Source organism: Paenibacillus taichungensis (assembly GCF_050994985.1).
Lineage (GTDB): Bacteria > Bacillota > Bacilli > Paenibacillales > Paenibacillaceae > Paenibacillus > Paenibacillus taichungensis.
Genome location: NZ_CP194720.1, coordinates 296601 through 317124 on the forward strand (window position 1 = coordinate 296601; position 20524 = coordinate 317124).

Sequence of the window (20524 nt, forward strand, 5' to 3'; positions counted from 1 at the left end):
TCTTATTGAAATAGAGCCTTGCCTTAATCTTAAGCACCCCAAATTCCTACTAAACACATTTTAGAAGTGTCTCATAAGCAGCGAGCGTAGTGGAGGGACGGAATCGATTCTGAAGAAGCGGTAGCGGTCGCCTTTATCCCCGGATTTTGTCCTATGAAATAGGACATTCAAAAAAATCCGGGGATAACAGCGATCAGAAGAACGATCCGTACCCGTAACGGCCACCTACTGCTCACCAGTCACTTATCTCCGTGTTTAGTCGATAAATCCTTCCAACATTACAGTCGGCAAGCCGTTAGACTGCCATGCACCTTTACTGTAGCCGCCGTTGTAGCCCGGCGTTGCTTCAGGCTCCCAATAGAATACACCTTTACCTTTGCTGCTCGGCAGGTTGCGGAATTGCGTTTTCATCGCTGTGACGAAACTTTTACCAGCTGCCGGTTGGGTATTATCCATCCCGATTTCCGATACGATAATCTCCTTACCATACCGATTGATCAGATCCTTGGCATTATTCACAGCATTGGTGACAGCCGTGTTCCAGCCGGAAGCGGAAGGATAGAGGGACATGGCAATCATGTCAAAGTTGGCACCGTTATCGATCAGACCACCGATATTCCATACATAGAGGGCATTATCGTCCCCACCTGCGAGGTGAACAATTGTTTTGGTGTTGGTGCTGATGGATTTTACGGCATTATGGCCCGTGTTCACCAGCCACGCATAATTTTTCATGTTGGTGGATGCTTTTCCATCTTCCCATAACATACCGTTGCTTGTTTCGTTACCAATTTGTACCCAGTCCGGGGTTACGCCTTTGCTCTGCATGGCCGTCATGACTTCACGCGTGTGATTCCATACAGCATCCATCAGCTGTTGGAACGTGTAGTTTTTCCAAGCCGCAGGTTTCGTTTGCTGACCCGGATCAGCCCAGGAATCACTGTAGTGTAGGGTCAGCATGACACTCATACCTGCATTTTTGGCACGTAGGGCCAGAGCAGCTGCACGATCTTTATTCATGTAACCGTTACCATAATCATTCGAAGGATTAACAAAGACACGAATACGAACGGAGTTGATCTGGTAATCATTTTTCAAAATATCAATAATATCACGCTGTACGCCGTTTTTGTCTTTCCATTTGTAACCTTGCGCTTCCATCCCAGGCACCCAACTGATGTCGGCTCCTTTGGCGAAGCTCGGTGCAGCACTGGCATGCTGGCCTGCCGGCAGCATAATGGAGGTGAATAACAAAACAAAGACCAGAGCAATGGATGTTTTGAAACCCCTTACATTTTTGAACATTACAATATGCCTCCTCGAATATGGGTTGAGTTGCAACCTAATTATAGCGAGCATCGTTTACTCAGCTACAGGGTCCATTTCCAATATTTTGGTTGTTTTTTCAACCTCTCCCGAAAAAAGACAAAACAAAAAGCCGTCCGAAGACGGCTTTTCTACCCGTGGCGCTTTTTGAAACCTTGATCCGTATCCCGCGCCTCCACCAGAATCAGTTTATTTTGAGCTAGTGGATCGGGTAAGGGACACGTTCAACATGTGATTAGATATGTTGACGCACCTCCTTTCCTTGTGCCAAGAGTATACAACACTCTTTTCCGGAAAGCTAGTCTTTTTTTCATATATACGCAAAATTATTTTTCGGTTTGGAACATCGTGATATCCCGGTCATAATGACTCTTCGTACCGTTGTCGTTGCGAATTCTCACACTGTCTTCGCTGATCTGTTCTACGATGCCACGACCCACTTCACAATATACGCCAGCCGGATCTTCCTGCCATGCAGTTACCGTGCATTGGGATAGTGCAGCCGTGAAAAACTCTATATTTTTTTGTAACGTTCTAGGTTTATTCGATTTCATTATATACTCCTTTAACAAAAACAATTTTAGAATGTGGACAGCAACCGGACATTTTACACTGTAAATCACTTTACTCTGTCTCCTGCTCTTTGTAAAGGGATGGAAAAAGTTATCGTCATGAGGTATCATTTACATAAATTTTACATAGCGTTTACACTACGCTGACGCTTGTAGCCAATCACGAATAGTACAATTAGTTCAGAACATCTAACCAAGAATAGATATGTAACAAATTCGGAGGCCATACATGCATAGAGATGTCAAAACAGGTAACTACGTTAATCGTGATTTAAGTTGGGTAGAATTCAATCGTCGTGTGCTTCAGGAGGCGCAAGATCCAACAACACCTCTGCTGGAACGCATGAGGTTTCTTGGTATTGTCGCCAGTAATCTGGACGAGTTCGTAAGTGTAAGGGTAGCGGAGACGAAAGAGAAGATCAAGGCTGGATTTACGCAAAAGGATTTTACGGGCTACACCCCTGCTGGCTTGTACCGTAGATTAATTAAACGAACGGGGACCATGGTCGCCGAGCAATATAAAACCTATCGAGAGCTGATTCGTCTTCTCGCCAAGAAAGGCGTCCATTTTCAGGAATATACAGATCTGAATATGACCCAACAGCGAGCAATGGACCAGTACTTTCACGAGATCATTTTTCCCGTTTTAACACCGATGGCTATTGATTCGAGCCGGCCATTCCCACTGGTACACAATAAGTCTGTATATCTGTCCGTAATGCTGCAGAAGGAAGAAGAGCAGGAGGGCGAGCCATTTTTGGCTATTGTGCAGGTTCCCTCTAATCTGCCGCGGGTCGTTCAGGTGCCTTTAAGGGCGAATAGTAAAAAGAAAACGTTCATTCTGATCGAAGATCTCATCAAGCATCATATTCATACCTTATTCAGCGGTTATGTGCCGCTGGCTGTTCAGGAGTTCAGAGTTACTCGCAATGCGGATCTTTCCATTAATGAAGAAGAAGCTGAGGATTTACTTGAGGCGATTGAGAAGGAGCTGCGGCGCAGACGCCGGGGAGCACCGGTACGGTTGGAAATTTGCAAGGATTTCCGCCCGGATGCGTTGCTAGAGTTGCAGGAAGAGTTCGATATTCAAGACCCTGTGTACGAGATCGATGGACCGCTGGATTTGAGCTTTTTGGCCGGGTTTGTAGATAGTTTAGATGGCTTTTCTCATCTGAAATATAGTCCGGTGCAGCCGGTGTATCCTCTGGAGTTCCTCCCTCGGGAAAGTCACTTCGAACTGCTGCGTAAACGGGACGTGCTTGTGCATCATCCATACGAATCGTTTGAACCGGTAACGGACTTTATTGTGGAAGCTTCGGAAGATCCGCGCGTGATGGCGATCAAAATGACGTTATATCGGGTGAATGGTGATTCCCGTCTTATCCCCGCACTGGCTCATGCGGCCGAGAGCGGCAAACAGGTAACGGTTGTTGTTGAATTAAAAGCCAGATTTGATGAAGAACGGAACATTGCATGGGCCCGCACGCTGGAGAAGGCAGGTTGTCATGTCGTATATGGATTGGTCGGGTTAAAGACGCATGCCAAGATTATTCTCGTCGTACGCAGGGAGCAGAGTGGTCTGAGAAGGTACGTGCATGTCGGAACAGGTAACTATAATGAAAGTACAGCCAAAGTGTACACCGATGTGGGGCTGTTTACCTCCAATCCCATCATTGGTGAAGACGCATCGGAATTGTTTAATGAGATTACCGGTTATTCAGGACCCAAAGCGTTGCAGGCATTCCGCGTCGCCCCTGACGGCATGAAGGATGAACTGTTCGCGCTCATTCGTCGGGAAAGGGAACATGCCTTCAAGGGAAGACCGTCCAGGATTATTGCCAAAATCAATTCTTTATCCCATCAGGATATCATTGATGAATTGTATCTGGCATCTCAAGCTGGAGTACAGATCGATCTGATCGTGCGCGGTGTATGCTGCTTGCGTCCGGGGGTAGAGGGACTTAGCGAGAATATTCGGGTGATCAGCATCGTGGACCGGTTTCTGGAACACTCCAGATTGTTTTATTTTGAAAATAGCGGGAATCCGGATGTGTATCTGTCCAGCGCAGACTGGATGACCCGTAATTTGAAGCGGAGAATAGAACTGATGTGTCCCGTGTTTGATCCAGAGCTGAAGAAGATGTTGGTCGATATATTGAATCTGTCACTCATGGATAATGTGAAGGCCAGAGAGCTCATGCCTGGTGGCAATTATGTTTTTGTACAAAATGAAAAGCCCCCGCTGAGAAGTCAGACGGAGGCGATGGGCATTATTCCCTGGAAGCCTGCTGAATGGAGTGCGTTAACGTAACTCCCCAAGCTTCCTGTAAATCCTTGACGGCATCGTCAAGGCCACTGAGTTCCAGTAACGGCTCGGCTGTACAGATGAATTGCATCTGCAGCGAGTCGTTTTCTTTTGTTGCCTTTATGGCAGTAATGCTTTCAGATCGATTAATTGCTTCAGTCACGCGCAGTAGAGAACCCAAACGATGGGCATGCCGTTCGTCCGAATCCTTGAGAATGTCCCTGTGCTTATGCAGCAGCTGGGGCGTTCTTTTTTTTGGATGATAATCGGCTGCAATGGCACTCAGGATGGTCTCCCGGTGAGATAGTCCGTAGATGCTTGCATTCATGATCCAATAAGCCGAGTGCTGCGGATACCGGAAGTAGTTAATCTGTTTTCCAGCCATGTGCAGCATGGAGACCGTGTACAGAATCCGGGCATCCGCTGGATCGGGAGCACTACCTTGTAAGGCGGTATACAGGGTAAGCGCATCATGGTGAATCCGATTCAGACGTTTCTCCGGAATGGGTGGACCAAAATGAATGAAGTTGCGAATGCTGTCCCGCAGCGCATCTGGCACGACTGGCTTACCTTGAGCCAGGAGGTCCCTTAGCAAACCATCCCGTAATCCCGCTCCGCTCACAACATAGCGATCCCCCTGGATGATTCGGAAGACCGTCCGCAATATGAGTACACCTGGAACAATAATGTCGGCACGATCCTTGGCAAGTCCGGGTACTTTTTTGCGTTGTGCCGAGGTTAGATGTGGCAAAGAACGAGCGATATTTTCCATCTCTTCTGCACCGATTTCATAATGATGCGTAACCGGTAGTGAGTATTGTGTTCTCTTCTGCTCCACTTTGGCCAGTGTACGCATGGTGCCACCAAGTCCAATGAGAGGTAGTCCGGGATGCTGTGTAACCCAATCCTGATCGCTTAATGCCTGTATAACTTCATTACATAGTGCAGTCGCATTTGCCTCAGTCCACTGATCTTCCCCACCATAGCGGGCATGTGAGTTAACCGCACCAATAGGCAGAGAGATGCTGTGCAGTCTTTTTCGATCACGGAATACAGTGATCTCGGTACTGCCGCCGCCAATATCTACGACATAACCATCTGCCAGATCAATCGATTGAGTGACACCTAGGAAACCGTAATAGGCTTCCTGATCACCGGATACACATTCGATGGTAAGTTCCGTCTCGGCTTCCAACCAACCTATAATTTCTGGGGCATTGCCTGCATTCCGAATGGCAGCCGTAGCTGCAGCCCGGATAAGCTTGGTTTGATATGCTTCGCAAGTAGCCCTGAATTGTCGCAAAATCGTAATGGCCTTGTCTAGTGAATGTCGCAGGATGGTTCCGTCTTGTTCAACCACATTGCTTAGACGAGCGGCATATTTGTCTTCATGAATGATGCGATAGGCTCCATCCTGGTCGAGTTCATAAATAACCAGACGAATGGAATTGGAGCCGATATCGATGATTCCAAGTTTTTCGTTATGTGTCATAAGCATCTCCTTCTACAGAGGTTCATCTACCCGACTTTCAGCAAGGCAGCCATGGCTTCCGGTGAACCCGGAGGCGTCGAGGAGAAGGGCGTGGTCAGCATGACCACAATGATGAAGACGATAAAGCAGGCAAACAGAATACAACTTACAGCAAAACCGCGATTGCTTTTCTTCATAAACAGTCGAATACCTGTAACGAATAGAAGTACCGTAATGGCTACCAGAACGATAGAAATTGCAAAATAGGCTACGCCATACAGTGATTTGAAAAATGATTCCATGTCTTCTGAACGCTCCTTAGATCCTCATATTTAAGCCTCTCCAAACTATTCCTTAGTAGCATACGATAGATTGATGCGTTTGAAAAGCAAACCGGGCGCCTGTTCCGGCCTTGAACCAAGCTGATGGACTATATCAACGGAAAAGGGGCCCTAGCCTTGGACAGACATCCAAGAAAACACGGCTTCTGTTGAGTATGTATAAGGAAGGACTATTGTTCACGAAAGGAGATCAACCCATGTCGAGACAGCTTGCAAGCAAATGGCTGAAGACAGCGGCGCTGTTAAAATATCCGGTAGCTGCTGTCCACATCCCACAGACGAAGGCGTTCAACTCGGGGAATCTGCTAAACATGCTTAGTCATTATGGAATGGTGTATATCAAACCTATTGTTGGTGGTGGAGGTTACGGTGTCATTAGAGTATCAGCAAGTGGAGGCATCTATCGGTACACTCATATGAAAATAACCCGTTCTTTTACTCAGTTTAATCAAATGTACCGTTCTCTAATCCGTGTAAAAGCCAGACGGAGATACCTGATTCAGCAAGGCATTCATTTGGCGACCATTCAAGGCAGACCTGTCGATTACAGAGTCAAAGTCGTCAAGACGGAAAGAGGCTGGGTATTTCGTTCAATAGTGGGACGGCTCGCTCGTCCAGGACTGGTCGTGACCAATCTTAGCAAAGGAGGAACGATGCTGTCCGGTAGGAGAGCGCTTGGTCTGTCCCTACCTCATATTTCTGGAAAACATAAACGTCGCGAGATGCGTTCACTGACACTTACCTGTACGCATATTATGGAAAGGCAGTTCCCGGGTGTGGGACAGCTCGGCTTCGATTATGGACTGGATCATTCAGGCAAGATATGGATTTTGGAAGTGAACACCAGACCGCAATGAAAATGGTGACAAAAGCTAAAAAAATCCAAAGAAAATCCGATAGTAATATAGAAGGAAACTAGATGGAAAACGTTTGAAATTTAACAAATAAGGGTAATTTACTCGCATCAACTCTTGAAACTATGAATTTATTCTAAAAAAAATGCTCTTATAATCGTTCTGTTTGATAGGCTACGATCCTGTGTATAAATACTGTCCACACAATCCACGTTGATCAATCAACATTTTTACCATTTATCAACAAACTATACACAGGATTTCCACATAACGTTGTGGATAACAAGAACGCTTGTTCTCTTTATAAATCTCTGATATGATAGTTTTGAGGAAAAAAAAGGAAAGGTTGTGGCGGGAAATGGCTATGTTATCCGATGAGATGTTGTTGGATTCCTACCATAAGGCGATTGAGTTGAATCTCGAACGAGATTTCATCGCACTGCTGTTGGCAGAAATCCATAAGCGCAAACTGGGTACCGACGTATCTGCCATTCTTCACTAGAGATCCTCATTGCAGGCAATGTTACAGGTTTCCGGACATGTCCCATAGATTGACAGGCCACAGTGTGCTTGTTTGACAATGGTGACAGTACATCATATGATTGCAAACGTTTTCGGCTTCGTCTGCCGTGTCAGAGGAAGTGTGAATGACGTAGGGGCTGTATGGTCCGGTGTAATCGTCCAATTTGCCGCATTCTGACAGTCCCTGAAGGCAGTGGGGACAAGCCTGCTCCGGTACAACCAGACCGTTACACAGCGGGCATATATAAGACAAGGGTATCCCTCCTGATGTTCAATTCATTCAGGAGTAAGATACCCTTTTTTGTGTCTTTTATGTTCTATATGATTCCATAAGGAATTAGCGCTTCATGTTACTGCTGTGTCCCGGGGACAACTTGGCCTCTGGATCGAAGTAAACCTTGGCATTATTGACTGCGGTTGGTGCTTCACCGAATCCGACAGCAATCAGCTTCAGCTTGCCTGGATAAGTTGTAATATCTCCGGCAGCATAGATACCTGGAATCGAAGTTTCCATGCGGGAATCGACCACGATGGAATTGCTATCAATTTCGATGCCCCATTCTGCGATAGGTCCCAGGGAAGAGACAAAGCCGAAATTGACGATTACATCATCGACTTCAATTTCCTGTGTTTCCTTCGTTTTAACGTGAGCCAAAGTGACCTTGGTAATGCTGTCTTCACCGTGAAGTTCCGTAATTTCGGTAGGTGTAACGATGTTTACCTTGGAATTCATCAGGTTTTCGACACTGTGCTCATGCGCGCGGAATTTGTCGCGGCGATGGATCAGGGTTACTTGCTCAGCGATTGGCTCAAGCATAAGCGCCCAGTCTACAGCGGAGTCACCGCCACCACTGATCAGTACTCTTTTGCCTGCAAAGGCGTTCAGGTCACTGATGAAGTAGTGCAAATTGGTTTTTTCGAATTTGGCCGCACCCTCAAGCTCCAGACGACGCGGTTCGAATGCACCCACACCTGCAGTGATAATTACGGCTTTGGCGTGATATTCATTCACATCGGTTTTTACGACGAAGTGACGTTCTTCTAATTTCTCTACGGATACAACCTTTTCCTCAAGACGGATGTTCGGGTTAAAATGGCTCATTTGCTCCACCAGATTATTCACCAGTTCCTGAGCGGTAACTTTCGGGAACCCGGCTACATCATAGATGAATTTTTCGGGATAGAGGGCTGCAAGTTGTCCACCAAGTTGTGGCATACTTTCAACCAGAGTAACAGATGCCTGACGCATCCCTCCGTAAAACGCGGCGAACAGACCCGCAGGGCCGCCACCAATAATAAGTAAATCGGTCATGTCATGACCGGCAGTTTGTGCAGTCAAGAATCAACAACACCTTTCTTATTTTAATAGGTAGTTAACAGAAATAATAAAGCCGGGTACGAATGGTAACCAGCGTTTGTTGCTGAACTGTCTTTTTCATTATAAACGGTGTAAACTGGGTTGCAAAGTTGGCAGTTTGATGAATCTGGGAACAATAGATGAAGATCAGGTGAGAATAGGATGAAATTGGAAATGAAAGGTTATGAAAAATAACAAAAAAAACCTTGATCTTTGCCAGAAATACAGATATCCTTGACCTGTACTATGTGTTTTTTTGTCTAATTTAGCCCCAATTTGTAATGTGAAGACAATACCCGCGTTTTGTTGAATCTTGTGTATAATTTCACAATTTTAATCGATAACTTGCATGCAAAAAGTTCAAATAAATTCGCGAAGTTAACATTTGTCGTCATAATGGATAAGACCTCATCAATATGGGTAAGTAAGAGCCTTTTTACAACAAAACAATCGAATGGCTGATGCGAGCGAAACTGGAAGGGGTATAGACATGAGCAGTATTCCCAAAATCGTCATCCTCGGCGCGGGCTATGGCGGGATTCTGACAGCCCAGCGGCTGCAGAAGGAATTGAACTATAACGAGGCCGATGTCACATTGGTGAACCGGCATGATTATCATTATATCACTACACATCTACATATGCCGGCAGCTGGCACGGATACCATTGAACATGCACGGGTCCCGATTTCGAAGCTGATTGACGAGTTCAAGATTGATCTGGTCAAATCTTCGGTGAAGGAAATTCGCCTACAGGATCGGAAGATTATTCTGGAGGATGGCACGTTATCCTATGATTATCTGATTATTGGATTGGGTGGGGAACCGGAGACCTTTGGTATTCCAGGCATGCTCGATCATGCCATGACAATTCGCAGCATTAACTCGGTCAGAATGATTCGCGAGCATATCGAATATCAGTTTGCCATGTACAAAAACGATAATAAACGTAACCGCATTCGTTTTGTTGTGGGTGGGGCTGGCTTCAGTGGTGTCGAATTCGTGGCTGAACTTGCGGATCGCATTCCTCAGCTTTGCAAGGAATTCGACGTGAATCCCAAAAATGTGCATATTTATAATGTGGAAGCAGCGCCTTCAGCTCTGCCGGGCTTTGATCCGGAACTGGTTGAGCATGCAATGAACGTGTTGAAGAAAAAAGGTGTTACTTTCAAAATCGGTGTTCCGATCAAGCAATGTCTGCCAGACGGAGTCATTGTGGGTGAGGGAGAAAAACTCGATGCAGCAACGGTCGTATGGACCGGCGGTATTCGTGGGAATGCCCTGCTTGAGCAGGCAGGCCTTGAAGTGATGCGCGGACGGGTGAAGGTCGATGAATTCCTTCGTGCCCCAGGGCATGAGCATGTCTATGTCATCGGTGACAATTCACTCGTGTTCAACAACGAAGGGCGTCCATATCCACCAACAGCTCAGATCGCGATGCAGCAAGGTGTTAACTGTGCCAAAAACGTTGTCGCTGCCATCCGCAAAAAGCAGCCTCAACCTTTTGTGTTTACAAGTAAAGGTACGGTTGCGTCACTAGGCAAAGGTGAAGCTATCGCCGTCGTAGGCGGTAAGAAATACAAGGGGTGGAAGGCCGCTCAGCTGAAAAAGCTGGTGGATCTCCGGTATTTATTTATCATCGGTGGCATTCCCTTGGTACTGAAGAAAGGGCGGTTTTTTGGATGAGACATTGCAGTGTTCAGGTCAGAGGACTACTCACACGCGAAGAACTGGATCGTTACAACGCCCTGATGCAGGTTGGCGGTTATCTGGAGGAACAGGATCAGTATGATCTGGCTTATATCGTTCAGAAGGAAGTGGATATTCTCATTTTGCCTGCCATTGAGCGGCTTAAGGAGAAGGGACGTGACCGTGACCGGGCAACGGCTGAGTTTTTGGAATCTCTGAAAGCGGTTGATGAAGAGGATCAGGATTAAGCAATCACGTTATCCAAAGGAACCTGAGTCATCCATTTATTATTGAACATTTCATATTCATTCGAGAACGTAAAAGCACCGCTGACCCTATCCTTAATGGAGGTGTCGCGGTGCTTTTTTTGTAATTTATCCGATTTACAGCTTGAGCATCTCTTCCAATGTTGCTTCGTTCAGCAGACTTCCCACATAGAAAGAGCCGAATTCGCCATAACGGGCACTGACTTCGTCAAAGCGCATCTCGTAAACGAGCTTCTTGAACTGAAGTGCATCATCCGCAAACAACGTAACGCCCCATTCCCAGTCGTCGAAACCAACGGAACCGGTAATGATTTGTTTCACTTTGCCAGCGTAACTGCGACCAATCATGCCGTGGCTGCGCATCATCGTACGACGCTCGTCCATCGACAGCATGTACCAGTTGTCGTTCAGCTCGCGTTTTTTGTTCATCGGGTAGAAGCAGATGTATTGCCGCTGTGGCAATACCGGTTTGAGACGAGCGATAATTTCCGGGTTCTGCATAGGGTCTTCGCCCTCTTTGCCAAGATAATTGCTCAGTTCCACTACACTGACATAAGAATATGATTTGGTGGTGTATTGGGCAAACATCGTTTTGTTGAACGCGTTCTCAACGGCTTTCAGATCTTCCAGCGTTTCACGCAAGTGCATCATGACAAGGTCAGCCTTCTGTCCCACAACGGTATATACGACAGTGCTTCCTTTGGATGAATCCTCTACAGCTTTCCATTCCTTCCAGAATGCCTGAAGCTCGTCCAGTGCTACGGCGCGTTCCTCATCATCGGCTGCTTTCCAGGCGGCCCAGTTAATCGAGCGGAAGTCATGCAGGGCGTACCAGCCCTCCAGTGTTGATGCGGCTTCGTTCATTGAATTGATTCCTCCTGCAGGTTATATTTCCAAATCCCGGTAAGGGACGGTTGAGTACTTTATCGTCTTCATTGTATCCCAACAGGAAGCAGAAGGGCAAATGAAGAGAAGGTGAATATAGGGAAATTTGTCCAGAAAGTTCGTTGCTTCGCCACATTTTTTGCGGTACACTATCTACTATCCGTAGTAAGAGAAACCGAGTCAGTGAAAGAAGAGGTGAACGTCACCCGATGCAGTTTATACCTGTGCTGGTATTGATGGTGTTATTTTTCGTTATGATGTTTGGTATCGGTTTCATTCTGAATATGCTGATGAAGACAACCTGGTTTCCTTCCTATCTGTTCATTATTGTCATTCTGCCTGTCGTCGTGTATTCCTTATGGGATCATACGGCATCGCTGATGTCACATTTGGGTTCTTTCCATATTGTAGACTATATGACGGGTGTAGCTGGACTTGCTGGAGCGGTCATCAGTGGCTGGGCCATTCGCAAACTTCGTCTGGGTGGGTACAAAATGTTTTGATCGGCTAGCCAAATGGCAGCAAACGCTGGACTGCATTTTCCGTAAAGGTCTTGCCTTTGTCGTAAACGCTTACGAGTGCAAAGGGAAGGCTTTTTGGCATGCAGTCCAAAAAAATGTGCATGATTGTTTGGACATGTCTCATATATATGAATAACATTTCTCCATATGTTCACTTGTGTTCTAAGGCTGTAGCTTTTATAGTAATCTAGCAACTCTGCGAAAACGTGAATGCTGTCGACCTAGGACGAAACGGAGCGAGAACAGGTGCGTTTTTTACCTGTTTTTGAGCATTTGAGGATCGGACATTTATGATAGAATAGATAAACATACTTTTGGGGAGAAGGAGATCAAGCTATGCGCATGAAGAATTTGCACCATTATACTGAACATCATCGCTACTGCGTATACAGGGAGTTTGGACTTAGTGCCCTGGATGACCGCATGCTCACCGGAGCGTATCAGCCAATGGTAGGTGCCTTTGCGATAGGTTTGTATCGACTGCTTTTTCAGCATCTTCCCGGTGAACAGGTCGGTTACTCGCCGCTTGAACAGCAACGGAGGCTGTTTATGACGTTGGGACTCGAGCCCAGCGAGAAAGGGCGCAAATATTTGGTGGAGCAGGCATCCAAGCTTGAAGCCGTTGGTTTGCTTCAGACTTCACGGCTGTATATTCCGGAAAATGACGACTACATTTATGAATATGAGCTGCAACCTCCGCTCTCTCCGGCAGAATTTTTCCGTACACAGCATTTGACACTGCTGCTTCGTGACAAAATCGGCAAGTTCGCCGTACTCTCACTACGTTCCGGTTTTTCGGCGATAGAGAGCGGTGACGCGCCTTACCCGGCAGCAAATAAAGAGAATATTTCCGTTCCTTTTTACGATATATTTGAATTGAATACGCATGTCATTGATTATGAGCTGGAGCAGGCGTTGTCGGAAGTGTCAACTTCGGCTCAGCGCAGCGGAATAAGTGGTGCAGCCGAAGAGAATAGCCTGAATTATGCCGACATTATATTGCGTTTTCCGCGTGAGTCGGTCAATCGCCGCCATGTGGAGCAATTGCGGTTCGATCACGAACAGCTCGGCATTGTGAATTATGTGGTGAACAAGTTCAATCTCAGCGTACAGGATGTATGTCGATTGTTGGATGAAGATGATATCTTTAACCCTCAGGGACAGCTCGTGCTGGATGACCTTCAACACAAGGCGAGTCTGCAGTTCAGACAGACCAAGAAGCGACATGAGCAGCAGACGGTGCAGGCAGCGAAGGTTGTTGCCCTCAGACAGCATATGGAGGAGCCTGAGCGGAAAGAGGATTCCGGTGAACCGCCTGTCGAACATGTGGTACAGATGGAATACTACGTCGAAGTGCCACCACAATTTTCGACCAAGTGTGATATTCATCAATACAATATGATGCTGCGTAATGAGCCCTACACACGATTGCTTCAGACATTCTTCCCTGGGGCCGTACCGGACAACCTGGTGGACATTTTTGAGAAGATCGACCTCAGCTACAAGTTGCCTGGTGAAGTGATCAATGTGCTGATTCATTATTTGATGGCATTGCTTGTATCCGGTGGTGAGCAAAGAATTAACCGTAACTTTGTTGAGGCCATTGCCTCCAACATGCTGCTCAAACAGGTAAATTCCTATGAGAAGGCGGTACAATACATTCGTGACCAAGCCAAGGTCAAAGGCAAACAGGCTGCTGGTGCAGCTGGAACCCGTTCCCGTACATACGGCAAAGGAACCAAAGCCAAACCCGAAATTCCGATTGTACAAGACATAGGCGCCGACGGCGATGCTGTATCCGAAGAAGAGTTTGAAGAGATGATGAGGTTTGCCCAGCAGATGCAGGCAAGCAAGCAAAAGGGAACCTCATAATTTTTATAATAATGACCCAAAAGGCGAGTCACCTAAATCAAAGGAGACTCGCCTTTTATTCTTTCGAGGAAAAGAGGAGGGCTCCCGATGGCAAAATGGGATAACATGCTGTCCATGCTTTGGATGCTGCGATCCGGAAGAAAACTCACCGCCGCTCAGATCGCGGACAGTTTGGAGATTAGCGTCCGCACCGTGTATCGATATATCGATGCATTATGCGCGAGTGGCGTGCCGGTCGTTGCGGAATCGGGCCATGATGGCGGTATTCGTATTCTGGAAAATTTCAAGGAAACACCATTGTTCTTCAACTCTGTAGAGTTGAAGGCACTTGTGGATGCGTTTAAATTTGCCCAAGGTGCTGGCTATCCGTATGTGCAGGAGCTGGAGTATGCGTTGAAGAAGGTGGAGAACGGACTGCATGAGGAGCAACGCCACGATCTGTCTCGCCAGCAGAGCAGCTTGGACGTCGTTTCTTCAGCGCGCGCCCCTTCTATTGTTCCGTTGTTGCGGGAATTGGAACAAGCGACAAAAGACGGGCGAACGGTCCGTATGGTCTATCGCAAAGCGAATGCGGAGCAGGCGGACGAACGTGAAGTCGATCCATATGGGCTTGCTTACGTCCGAAACGAATGGTACGCTGTCGCGTTCTGCCATCGGTCGCAGGCGATGCGGACGTTTCGCGTCGAACGAATCGAACAGCTGGAGTCAACCGAAGCGAGGTTTGATAAGCCGGAGTCTTTCTCTGCGTCCGCGTTTTTCTGTGAGCAGTCCAACCAGAGACGGGAGGCAGATGGACCGCTGACGGTTATCCGTATCGAGGGAGAGCCTGACACGCTTAATGTAGTTTGCGGCCACTGGCATCTGCGCCACTATTTGACGGAACGAACCGATCGGGAGGCACGGTTTCTAATCGATGCTCCGACGATGTACAAATACCTACCGACATATCTCCTGACGTTCGGTACGACCATTCGCATCCGCGAACCACTGGAGTTGAAGCGGCGAATTCAGGAAAAGGCATACGGTATCGCCAAACATTATGAAGACGATCCGAATTGAAGTTTGCTGACAACATTTGTCATCGAACTTGATATATGATAAAGACACCGCTGCGGTAGCCAAACCATGCGAAGAAGGGAAAGGTGAATTTATCGATGCTTCAACAACCATACCGACTGTATGATTATCATGTTTGGGCAAACAATCGATTGTTTTCACATCTGGAGCAACTCCCGAAGGAAGTATTCCATGCGGAAGTGACGAGCGTGTTCCCATCCGTATCACAAACATGTGCACACATGTACTTGTTTGAACAGCTCTATATGCTCGTGCTCGCGGAAGTTCCGAACGAGGAGATTTTCTCGAAAATCTCGGGCTGGACAGAGGAAGCACAGGGCAAAACCGTGAATGAGATACGTGAGCTGTTTGGCAGCGTTGCCGAACGTTTCCGCGATTTACTGCGGCATACGCCTGACCCGGACAAAAAAATGACAATCGAGCATCCGAAATACGGTAAAATGGAAACACATTTTTCGGACATCCTACAGCATGTTGTTAACCACGGGACTTATCACCGGGGCAATGTGACTGCGATGTTGAGACAGCAAGGTTATACCGGTGTGCCAACCGATTATATATTTTATTTGTTAGAACAGCAGAAAGTTCAAGGGTAGTGCCAAACATCAATTCAGCCCTTCCGACTTCCTGTAGGGAAGCGAAAGGGCTGAATTGATTTCTTGTGAATCTTTTATCGCAGAATCGTCGTTGCTTTATTGCCAGCATAATCTTCGATAACGAGCTTCAGGGAGCTGGTGCTGGATGCAGGCGTGAATGTCATTTCGCTCAGCTTCGTTCTACCCCGAATGATATAAGGGAATTTCTGTGAAACGTAAGTTACTCCGAATTCGCGTGCTACCTCATTTTCATAGACATAGATTTTGTACCAATCCTCCAAATCAGGCAATGCGAGGGTATACTTTCCATCCTTTACCGTAACCTTTTCCTTGGCATATGGTGTAATCTGAGTATCTGCCAGTTGTCCGGTAGTAGTGACTGGATTCTGTTTGCCAATGGCAATATCCAGGACGTAATGTTCACCATTGGTCGGAAGGCCTGTGAGAATGGCAGACTGTTTTCCTTTTTTGAGCTGAAGTGTCTTGGTGAAAGGTTCCTTCGTGTACTCCGTTTGGAGTGTAAGCTGGATCGTCTCTTTACTTGGGTTCTTCTTCGGGTTTTTCCAACTGACAATAGCATCGCCATTGTTCTTGAATTTCACATCAATGTCCTGAACAGCTGCATTCAGATCATAGGACAGGACGGTTGCTTCACTTTCGGTACCATCTGCGCCTACAGCACGAATGGACAGTTCGCCAGCGGGATGTTTGAGCGATTTAATATAAAATGTGGAGTCATACACGCCGCCGACATATGCGCCGTTCTCATACAGATTATATTGCTTAACCTTCGAATAGTCCTCGATATCCCATTCGACAACCAACTCATCGGTGTTGGTCAGTGCTTTGGCAATATGGAATCCGGTTGGAGCATTCGGTTTGGCGGCAGAACCGTCGGATATACGAATCTCACCAATGTTCATCTGATATTTTTCAATCGTAGTACCGTTAGGATTGAAGGATAGACCAAAAGCTGCAACGGTCTTCCCTTGGTATGCACTCAGATCGAGTGAAGTAGTCTTCCAGCCTGCCGTGTGCTGACCTGAATCCGGCACTTTGACTTTGACCACTTTGGTTGGTTCATCCTCAAATATCAGTCCGACATACATGGAGGAAGCGTCGTTGACAGACGGTTTATTATAGGTGAGTTCCAATTTGGATTGGGCGTTGATCGACAGATCCGTCTTGTACAGACGTAGGAAATTGTCCGTATTCAGACTTCCATTTACGACAAGAGAACTGCCGCCAGTGAACGCACCAACGGAATCATAAGTATAACGAGCACCTTTTTCATAGGTTGGACCATAGTCAAAATCAACAGTGAGTTTGTCACCTTGACTATCCATCCACCACTGCCAGGTGACCGGGATATCCTGAATATTAATATTGGACCATTCGGTTGCATTGGAGACGATTCCGCCCTCATAATATTTCAGACCGTGGCCTGTATTGAAGTTGGTCACAAAATTGGAGCCATGAATAACGGAGCGTTCGGTGAGGTAAGCGGCGATGCCGTCCCACTTTGCACCAGAAGCATACACGTCGGATAGATCAACGGATGTCGTACGGCGTGCATTGGTTGGGTCCTGATTCGGACCTGACCACCAAGCGCGGTCACGCACAAAGGTCATCCATTGGTACTTATCTTCGGCTCTATGATTCGTGCTGCCATCGCCCATTTCTTCATCCAGGGCATTATGGGTAAAGTCGGCACCAAGCGTTGCAATACTGTTCATCGGTTGACCGTTCTCATCCAGATTGTTACGCAGATCGTAGAGTTGCTTCCAACGGCCAAACTGGTCATTCCCACCTTCGATACCGGCAAATACCGTTTCCAGTGGGTCAAGACCTAAACCTAGGGCATGATCGCGCGAATCACGCAGCATGTCATGGTTCCACACATAATTCAGGAAGATCGAATCCGAGACTCTGCCTAATGCAGAATCTTGCACAAAAGGGCTGTTAAGTCCATTAAACTGGTTCTGGTATTGAATTTTGCCTGTTGTATTGATGGTGGAGTCATACCACTGAACATATAGTCCTTCGTCTCTTAAATACTTCATGAATTTCTTGTAGGAAGCGATGTCTTCAGGCGCAACGCCTTTGGCAACCTCTTCCTGATTGAAGAAGTATCCGTCGTAATTATAATACTTTGCCATCTCGACCAGCTTTGCAGCGACAGGGAAATTCCCTTGTTCATCTTGCACAAGCATCTGCTTGTAGGTTTGTGGTCCACGATCGTTGTCTGAGAAGAAGATGTTAGCGATGGAACGGACACCGTTTTTGTGTGCAGCATTGGTGTAGGCCGGATTCGGAATGTTCAAAATGCCAAACTCAAAGTACTTTTCCGTCCATTCCTTATTGGGGTCATACAATTCCTCAGGCACGCCAGCAGAAGCCATACCATGCCAATAGCTATAATAATCTGTGTACTGCCAATAATTAAAGAGGTATTCGCTGAATTCATTGGTGTACGGGGTGCTGTCAAAGAATGAATTGCCATAATCGCCACTCATCGTAAACAGCTGGGTGTCCGGGCTGAGTTCGGGGTAAGCCTGCGTGGCCGCAAAGGCATCGTTACGTGGCTGCAAAGGTACATGAGCACGAAGCAGATCACCATGGATATCACTTTCGGGTGTCCAATTCAGAATCTGGGCAGCGGTGTAGCCATGCTGATAAGGCTGATTTACTCCCTTGGCGCTGTCACCTGTGTAAGGATGCGTGTCTCCGGCAGAAACGGATGAGGCAATGACTTGTCCAAGCAGAGCCGAAGTGAGAACCATTGCGGTTACTTTGGGGATAAGGCCTTTGGGTTTGTGTTTGCGTGTCATGTTGTTCCTCCTTCAAGTCGAATGAATGTAAGGTATTCTTTTACACAAAAATAAACTTATGGTTAACGATAGGGCATGAAAGCATTTTCAAATAGGGCGAAATTAAAGAAACACAGGTATAAACTAAAGAAAAGTTCGAGGTGACAAGTTAATGTTAGAAGGCAAATGATATAATTTAGACAGGAAAACAGCATCGGGGGGAACATGTGACTTGAAAATTGTTAGCGTTTACAAAAATTTCTTTAAAAATAATATGTTTATGAAGATGCTGTTCATCTTCTCCATGATTTCGATTGTAACGATTATTACCTTGTCCTATATCATTTTCCTGTCAGTGTCCGATGCCACGATTCGCCGAGAGCTGGCGATCCAGAAAGCGGCCATGGAGAGCGTTGACCGATATATTCATCAGCAGTATGAATCGGTGCAAAACATGGTGAGGGATATGCATCAGAATGAGGCCTTATCAGCCAATATCACTTATTTGATGAACCACACGTACGCCGAGTATGTACAGCATCTGACGAATGGCTATTATGCGAATCAGGATGATTATTCAGCTGATGTACTGAAACATTTTCAAAATATCATGGATCGCAATTCGGATATCAATCAAGTGATGTTATATAGTGCCGAGCGACAGGATCTGTCCAGCTTCAATCAACATAAGCAGTTCAGAAAGCTAAACACCAATGTGGCTCATTCCTATATTCCTGACGTGATGGCGATGGAGACACCGAATATCAGCGCACCAAACTATTGGATTCGTAAAGAAATTGATCAATGGGACCCGGCACTGTATGCGATTCGTGTGCCTATCAACGATACACAGACCCTTCGAAATTTGGGCCAGTTCCTTGTGTTCTTTGACTCAGCAGGTATTGGCAACGCTTTGGATAGTTATGAAAGTAATCTCAAGGGAGAAATTGTGGTGCTGTCAGCCAAGGGCACAGTATTGTTCGATTCCAACAGTAACTATTACGGCAAGAAGTACCCGTATATCAATGTGGCCGATTCCCTGTTTGATCAGACGGATATGGATTCGATGAAAAAGGAGCGAAATATGTATGTGAACAAGTTTGTCTCGGCGGATCAGGGATATGTGGTCGTTGGCACGGTCCCTGTGGATGAGATGGCAGAGGCCTATGCGGGTACACGCAATACAATCGTTTCGATTAGTATCATATGTATCCTGTTTGCAGTGCTGGTTCCGGCGTTCTTCATTATTAATTTTGCCAAACGCACTCGCAGAATCATTCGTTTCACCCAAAGGGTGAAATACGGCAACCTGACAGCACGCATTGATGATGCCCGTGATGATGAGCTTGGACAGATCTCGCACAGTTTCAACGATATGCTGGATGAACTTAATCAATATATTGAACGCGTCTACAAAGCCGAGATCAAACAAAAGGAGACAGAACTGGTCGCTCTCCAGGCACGGATTAATCCTCACTTTCTCTATAACACGCTGGAGGTCATCCGAATGAGGGCGATCTCGCAGGGGGCGAAGGATGTCGGCGAGATGATTTACAGTTTATCCGTGTTATTCAAGAGCCTTGTTCAACAGAAGAAAAATTATACGCTCAAGGATGAGATGGAAGCTTGCCGTTTGTATCTGGAATTGTTCCGGATCAGATATAAGGACATTTTCATGTATACAATTCAGTTGGACCCCGTTCATAACCAGCATCCGGTGGTCAAGCTGTCCCTGCAGCCCATTATTGAGAACTATGTGGTGCACGGCATTCAGACAGAACGTTCGGATAATCAATTAACGATCGTTGTTGAAGAACTGGGCGATGCTTTGCAGGTAGAAGTCAGAGATAACGGCAAAGGCATTGAGCCTGAGCGCCTGACTGAAATTTTAGAAGAACTGGAACGTCCGGAAGAGTCGGGTAAAATGTTCGGACTGCGCAGCGTTCACACCCGTTTGCGTTTCCTGTATGGACCGGAATTCGGCATCACGATAGAGAGTACACTCGGAGAAGGAACCCTGATCAGGGTTCGTTATCCTCATACAGAAGGGACAGGTATTTAA

18 protein-coding genes are annotated in these 20524 nt (G+C 46.6%); 10 read left to right on the forward strand and 8 right to left on the reverse strand.

The annotated features are described in order from the left end of the window. Positions 1-255: 255 nt before the first annotated feature. Positions 256-1236, reverse strand: coding sequence for a glycoside hydrolase family 53 protein (locus ACR1R9_RS01490; protein ID WP_433923767.1), 981 nt, complete (start codon positions 1234-1236; stop codon positions 256-258). Positions 1237-1652: 416 nt separating this feature from the next. After that, complete coding sequence (locus ACR1R9_RS01495) at positions 1653-1880, reverse strand: hypothetical protein (RefSeq protein WP_072735535.1); 228 nt, start codon at positions 1878-1880, stop codon at positions 1653-1655. Between the two features lie 247 nt (positions 1881-2127). On the opposite strand from ACR1R9_RS01495, the gene ppk1 reads away from it, so the two are divergent. Next, positions 2128-4209, forward strand: a complete 2082-nt coding sequence (gene ppk1 / locus ACR1R9_RS01500; RefSeq protein ID WP_076290907.1) for a polyphosphate kinase 1 — start codon at positions 2128-2130, stop codon at positions 4207-4209. On the opposite strand, the gene ACR1R9_RS01505 is transcribed toward ppk1, so the two are convergent. After that, positions 4169-5695 (reverse strand): Ppx/GppA family phosphatase, encoded by a 1527-nt coding sequence (locus tag ACR1R9_RS01505; protein WP_433921883.1) that lies wholly within the window; start codon positions 5693-5695, stop codon positions 4169-4171. The genes ppk1 and ACR1R9_RS01505 overlap by 41 nt on opposite strands. A gap of 26 nt (positions 5696-5721) precedes the next feature. Continuing rightward, positions 5722-5976, reverse strand: coding sequence for a hypothetical protein (locus tag ACR1R9_RS01510; protein WP_063566109.1), 255 nt, complete (start codon positions 5974-5976; stop codon positions 5722-5724). Between the two features lie 236 nt (positions 5977-6212). Here ACR1R9_RS01510 and ACR1R9_RS01515 point away from each other — a divergent pair, with 236 nt between their 5' ends. Beyond that, entirely contained in the window at positions 6213-6872 is a 660-nt protein-coding gene (locus tag ACR1R9_RS01515; RefSeq protein WP_310854613.1) for a YheC/YheD family protein, read from the forward strand. A 355-nt stretch (positions 6873-7227) separates the two neighbouring features. After that, positions 7228-7371, forward strand: coding sequence for a sporulation histidine kinase inhibitor Sda (locus ACR1R9_RS01520; protein WP_017692430.1), 144 nt, complete (start codon positions 7228-7230; stop codon positions 7369-7371). Positions 7372-7392: 21 nt separating this feature from the next. On the opposite strand, the gene ACR1R9_RS01525 is transcribed toward ACR1R9_RS01520, so the two are convergent. Further along, positions 7393-7644 (reverse strand): hypothetical protein, encoded by a 252-nt coding sequence (locus ACR1R9_RS01525; protein ID WP_072735483.1) that lies wholly within the window; start codon positions 7642-7644, stop codon positions 7393-7395. An 84-nt stretch (positions 7645-7728) separates the two neighbouring features. Further along, positions 7729-8703, reverse strand: a complete 975-nt coding sequence (locus tag ACR1R9_RS01530) for an NAD(P)/FAD-dependent oxidoreductase (protein ID WP_217504637.1) — start codon at positions 8701-8703, stop codon at positions 7729-7731. A 535-nt stretch (positions 8704-9238) separates the two neighbouring features. On the opposite strand from ACR1R9_RS01530, the gene ACR1R9_RS01535 reads away from it, so the two are divergent. Together ACR1R9_RS01535 and ACR1R9_RS01540 are read left to right on the forward strand one after the other, a co-directional pair. Next, positions 9239-10432 carry an NAD(P)/FAD-dependent oxidoreductase gene (locus ACR1R9_RS01535; RefSeq protein WP_024632649.1) on the forward strand — a complete coding sequence of 398 codons (1194 nt, stop codon included), beginning with the start codon at positions 9239-9241 and terminating at the stop codon, positions 10430-10432. After that, positions 10429-10683 (forward strand): hypothetical protein, encoded by a 255-nt coding sequence (locus ACR1R9_RS01540; protein ID WP_024632648.1) that lies wholly within the window; start codon positions 10429-10431, stop codon positions 10681-10683. The genes ACR1R9_RS01535 and ACR1R9_RS01540 overlap by 4 nt, the downstream gene beginning before the upstream one ends. Before the next feature lie 135 nt (positions 10684-10818). Here the strand turns inward: ACR1R9_RS01540 and hemQ are convergent, their stop codons facing one another. Continuing rightward, the gene (gene hemQ, locus ACR1R9_RS01545) at positions 10819-11565 is read right to left on the reverse strand and encodes a hydrogen peroxide-dependent heme synthase (RefSeq protein ID WP_076290903.1); all 747 of its coding nucleotides are present in this window, start codon (positions 11563-11565) and stop codon (positions 10819-10821) included. Between the two features lie 230 nt (positions 11566-11795). Here hemQ and ACR1R9_RS01550 point away from each other — a divergent pair, with 230 nt between their 5' ends. The 4 genes from ACR1R9_RS01550 (at position 11796) to ACR1R9_RS01565 (ending at position 15652) form a co-directional block, all read left to right on the forward strand. Continuing rightward, positions 11796-12089, forward strand: a complete 294-nt coding sequence (locus ACR1R9_RS01550) for a YuiB family protein (protein ID WP_053783239.1) — start codon at positions 11796-11798, stop codon at positions 12087-12089. A 354-nt stretch (positions 12090-12443) separates the two neighbouring features. Continuing rightward, on the forward strand, positions 12444-13979 hold the full coding sequence (locus tag ACR1R9_RS01555; RefSeq protein WP_163761056.1) for a helicase DnaB: 1536 nt from the start codon (positions 12444-12446) through the stop codon (positions 13977-13979). An 87-nt stretch (positions 13980-14066) separates the two neighbouring features. Then, positions 14067-15038, forward strand: a complete 972-nt coding sequence (locus ACR1R9_RS01560) for a helix-turn-helix transcriptional regulator (RefSeq protein WP_175381130.1) — start codon at positions 14067-14069, stop codon at positions 15036-15038. Positions 15039-15133: 95 nt separating this feature from the next. Then, positions 15134-15652 (forward strand): DinB family protein, encoded by a 519-nt coding sequence (locus tag ACR1R9_RS01565; protein WP_175381131.1) that lies wholly within the window; start codon positions 15134-15136, stop codon positions 15650-15652. Between the two features lie 74 nt (positions 15653-15726). Here ACR1R9_RS01565 and ACR1R9_RS01570 read toward each other — a convergent pair whose 3' ends face one another. Further along, a complete protein-coding gene (locus ACR1R9_RS01570; RefSeq protein ID WP_433921882.1) occupies positions 15727-18483 on the reverse strand; it encodes an endo-beta-N-acetylglucosaminidase in 2757 nt (918 codons plus the stop codon). Positions 18484-18694: 211 nt separating this feature from the next. On the opposite strand from ACR1R9_RS01570, the gene ACR1R9_RS01575 reads away from it, so the two are divergent. Beyond that, positions 18695-20524: a sensor histidine kinase gene (locus ACR1R9_RS01575; protein WP_076290898.1), complete on the forward strand. Its 1830-nt coding sequence runs from the start codon at positions 18695-18697 to the stop codon at positions 20522-20524.

What these genes read in the sequence shown, in the direction of transcription:
- ACR1R9_RS01490 (WP_433923767.1), bottom strand. Translation starts at nt 1,236, where the DNA reads ATGCTGCCGGCAGGCCAGCATGCCAGTGCTGCACCGAGCTTCGCCAAA.
- ACR1R9_RS01495 (WP_072735535.1), bottom strand. Translation starts at nt 1,880, where the DNA reads ATGAAATCGAATAAACCTAGAACGTTACAAAAAAATATAGAGTTTTTC.
- ppk1 (WP_076290907.1), top strand. Translation starts at nt 2,128, where the DNA reads ATGCATAGAGATGTCAAAACAGGTAACTACGTTAATCGTGATTTAAGT.
- ACR1R9_RS01505 (WP_433921883.1), bottom strand. Translation starts at nt 5,695, where the DNA reads ATGACACATAACGAAAAACTTGGAATCATCGATATCGGCTCCAATTCC.
- ACR1R9_RS01510 (WP_063566109.1), bottom strand. Translation starts at nt 5,976, where the DNA reads ATGGAATCATTTTTCAAATCACTGTATGGCGTAGCCTATTTTGCAATT.
- ACR1R9_RS01515 (WP_310854613.1), top strand. Translation starts at nt 6,213, where the DNA reads ATGTCGAGACAGCTTGCAAGCAAATGGCTGAAGACAGCGGCGCTGTTA.
- ACR1R9_RS01520 (WP_017692430.1), top strand. Translation starts at nt 7,228, where the DNA reads ATGGCTATGTTATCCGATGAGATGTTGTTGGATTCCTACCATAAGGCG.
- ACR1R9_RS01530 (WP_217504637.1), bottom strand. Translation starts at nt 8,703, where the DNA reads ATGACCGATTTACTTATTATTGGTGGCGGCCCTGCGGGTCTGTTCGCC.
- ACR1R9_RS01535 (WP_024632649.1), top strand. Translation starts at nt 9,239, where the DNA reads ATGAGCAGTATTCCCAAAATCGTCATCCTCGGCGCGGGCTATGGCGGG.
- ACR1R9_RS01540 (WP_024632648.1), top strand. Translation starts at nt 10,429, where the DNA reads ATGAGACATTGCAGTGTTCAGGTCAGAGGACTACTCACACGCGAAGAA.
- hemQ (WP_076290903.1), bottom strand. Translation starts at nt 11,565, where the DNA reads ATGAACGAAGCCGCATCAACACTGGAGGGCTGGTACGCCCTGCATGAC.
- ACR1R9_RS01550 (WP_053783239.1), top strand. Translation starts at nt 11,796, where the DNA reads ATGCAGTTTATACCTGTGCTGGTATTGATGGTGTTATTTTTCGTTATG.
- ACR1R9_RS01555 (WP_163761056.1), top strand. Translation starts at nt 12,444, where the DNA reads ATGCGCATGAAGAATTTGCACCATTATACTGAACATCATCGCTACTGC.
- ACR1R9_RS01560 (WP_175381130.1), top strand. Translation starts at nt 14,067, where the DNA reads ATGGCAAAATGGGATAACATGCTGTCCATGCTTTGGATGCTGCGATCC.
- ACR1R9_RS01565 (WP_175381131.1), top strand. Translation starts at nt 15,134, where the DNA reads ATGCTTCAACAACCATACCGACTGTATGATTATCATGTTTGGGCAAAC.
- ACR1R9_RS01570 (WP_433921882.1), bottom strand. Translation starts at nt 18,483, where the DNA reads ATGACACGCAAACACAAACCCAAAGGCCTTATCCCCAAAGTAACCGCA.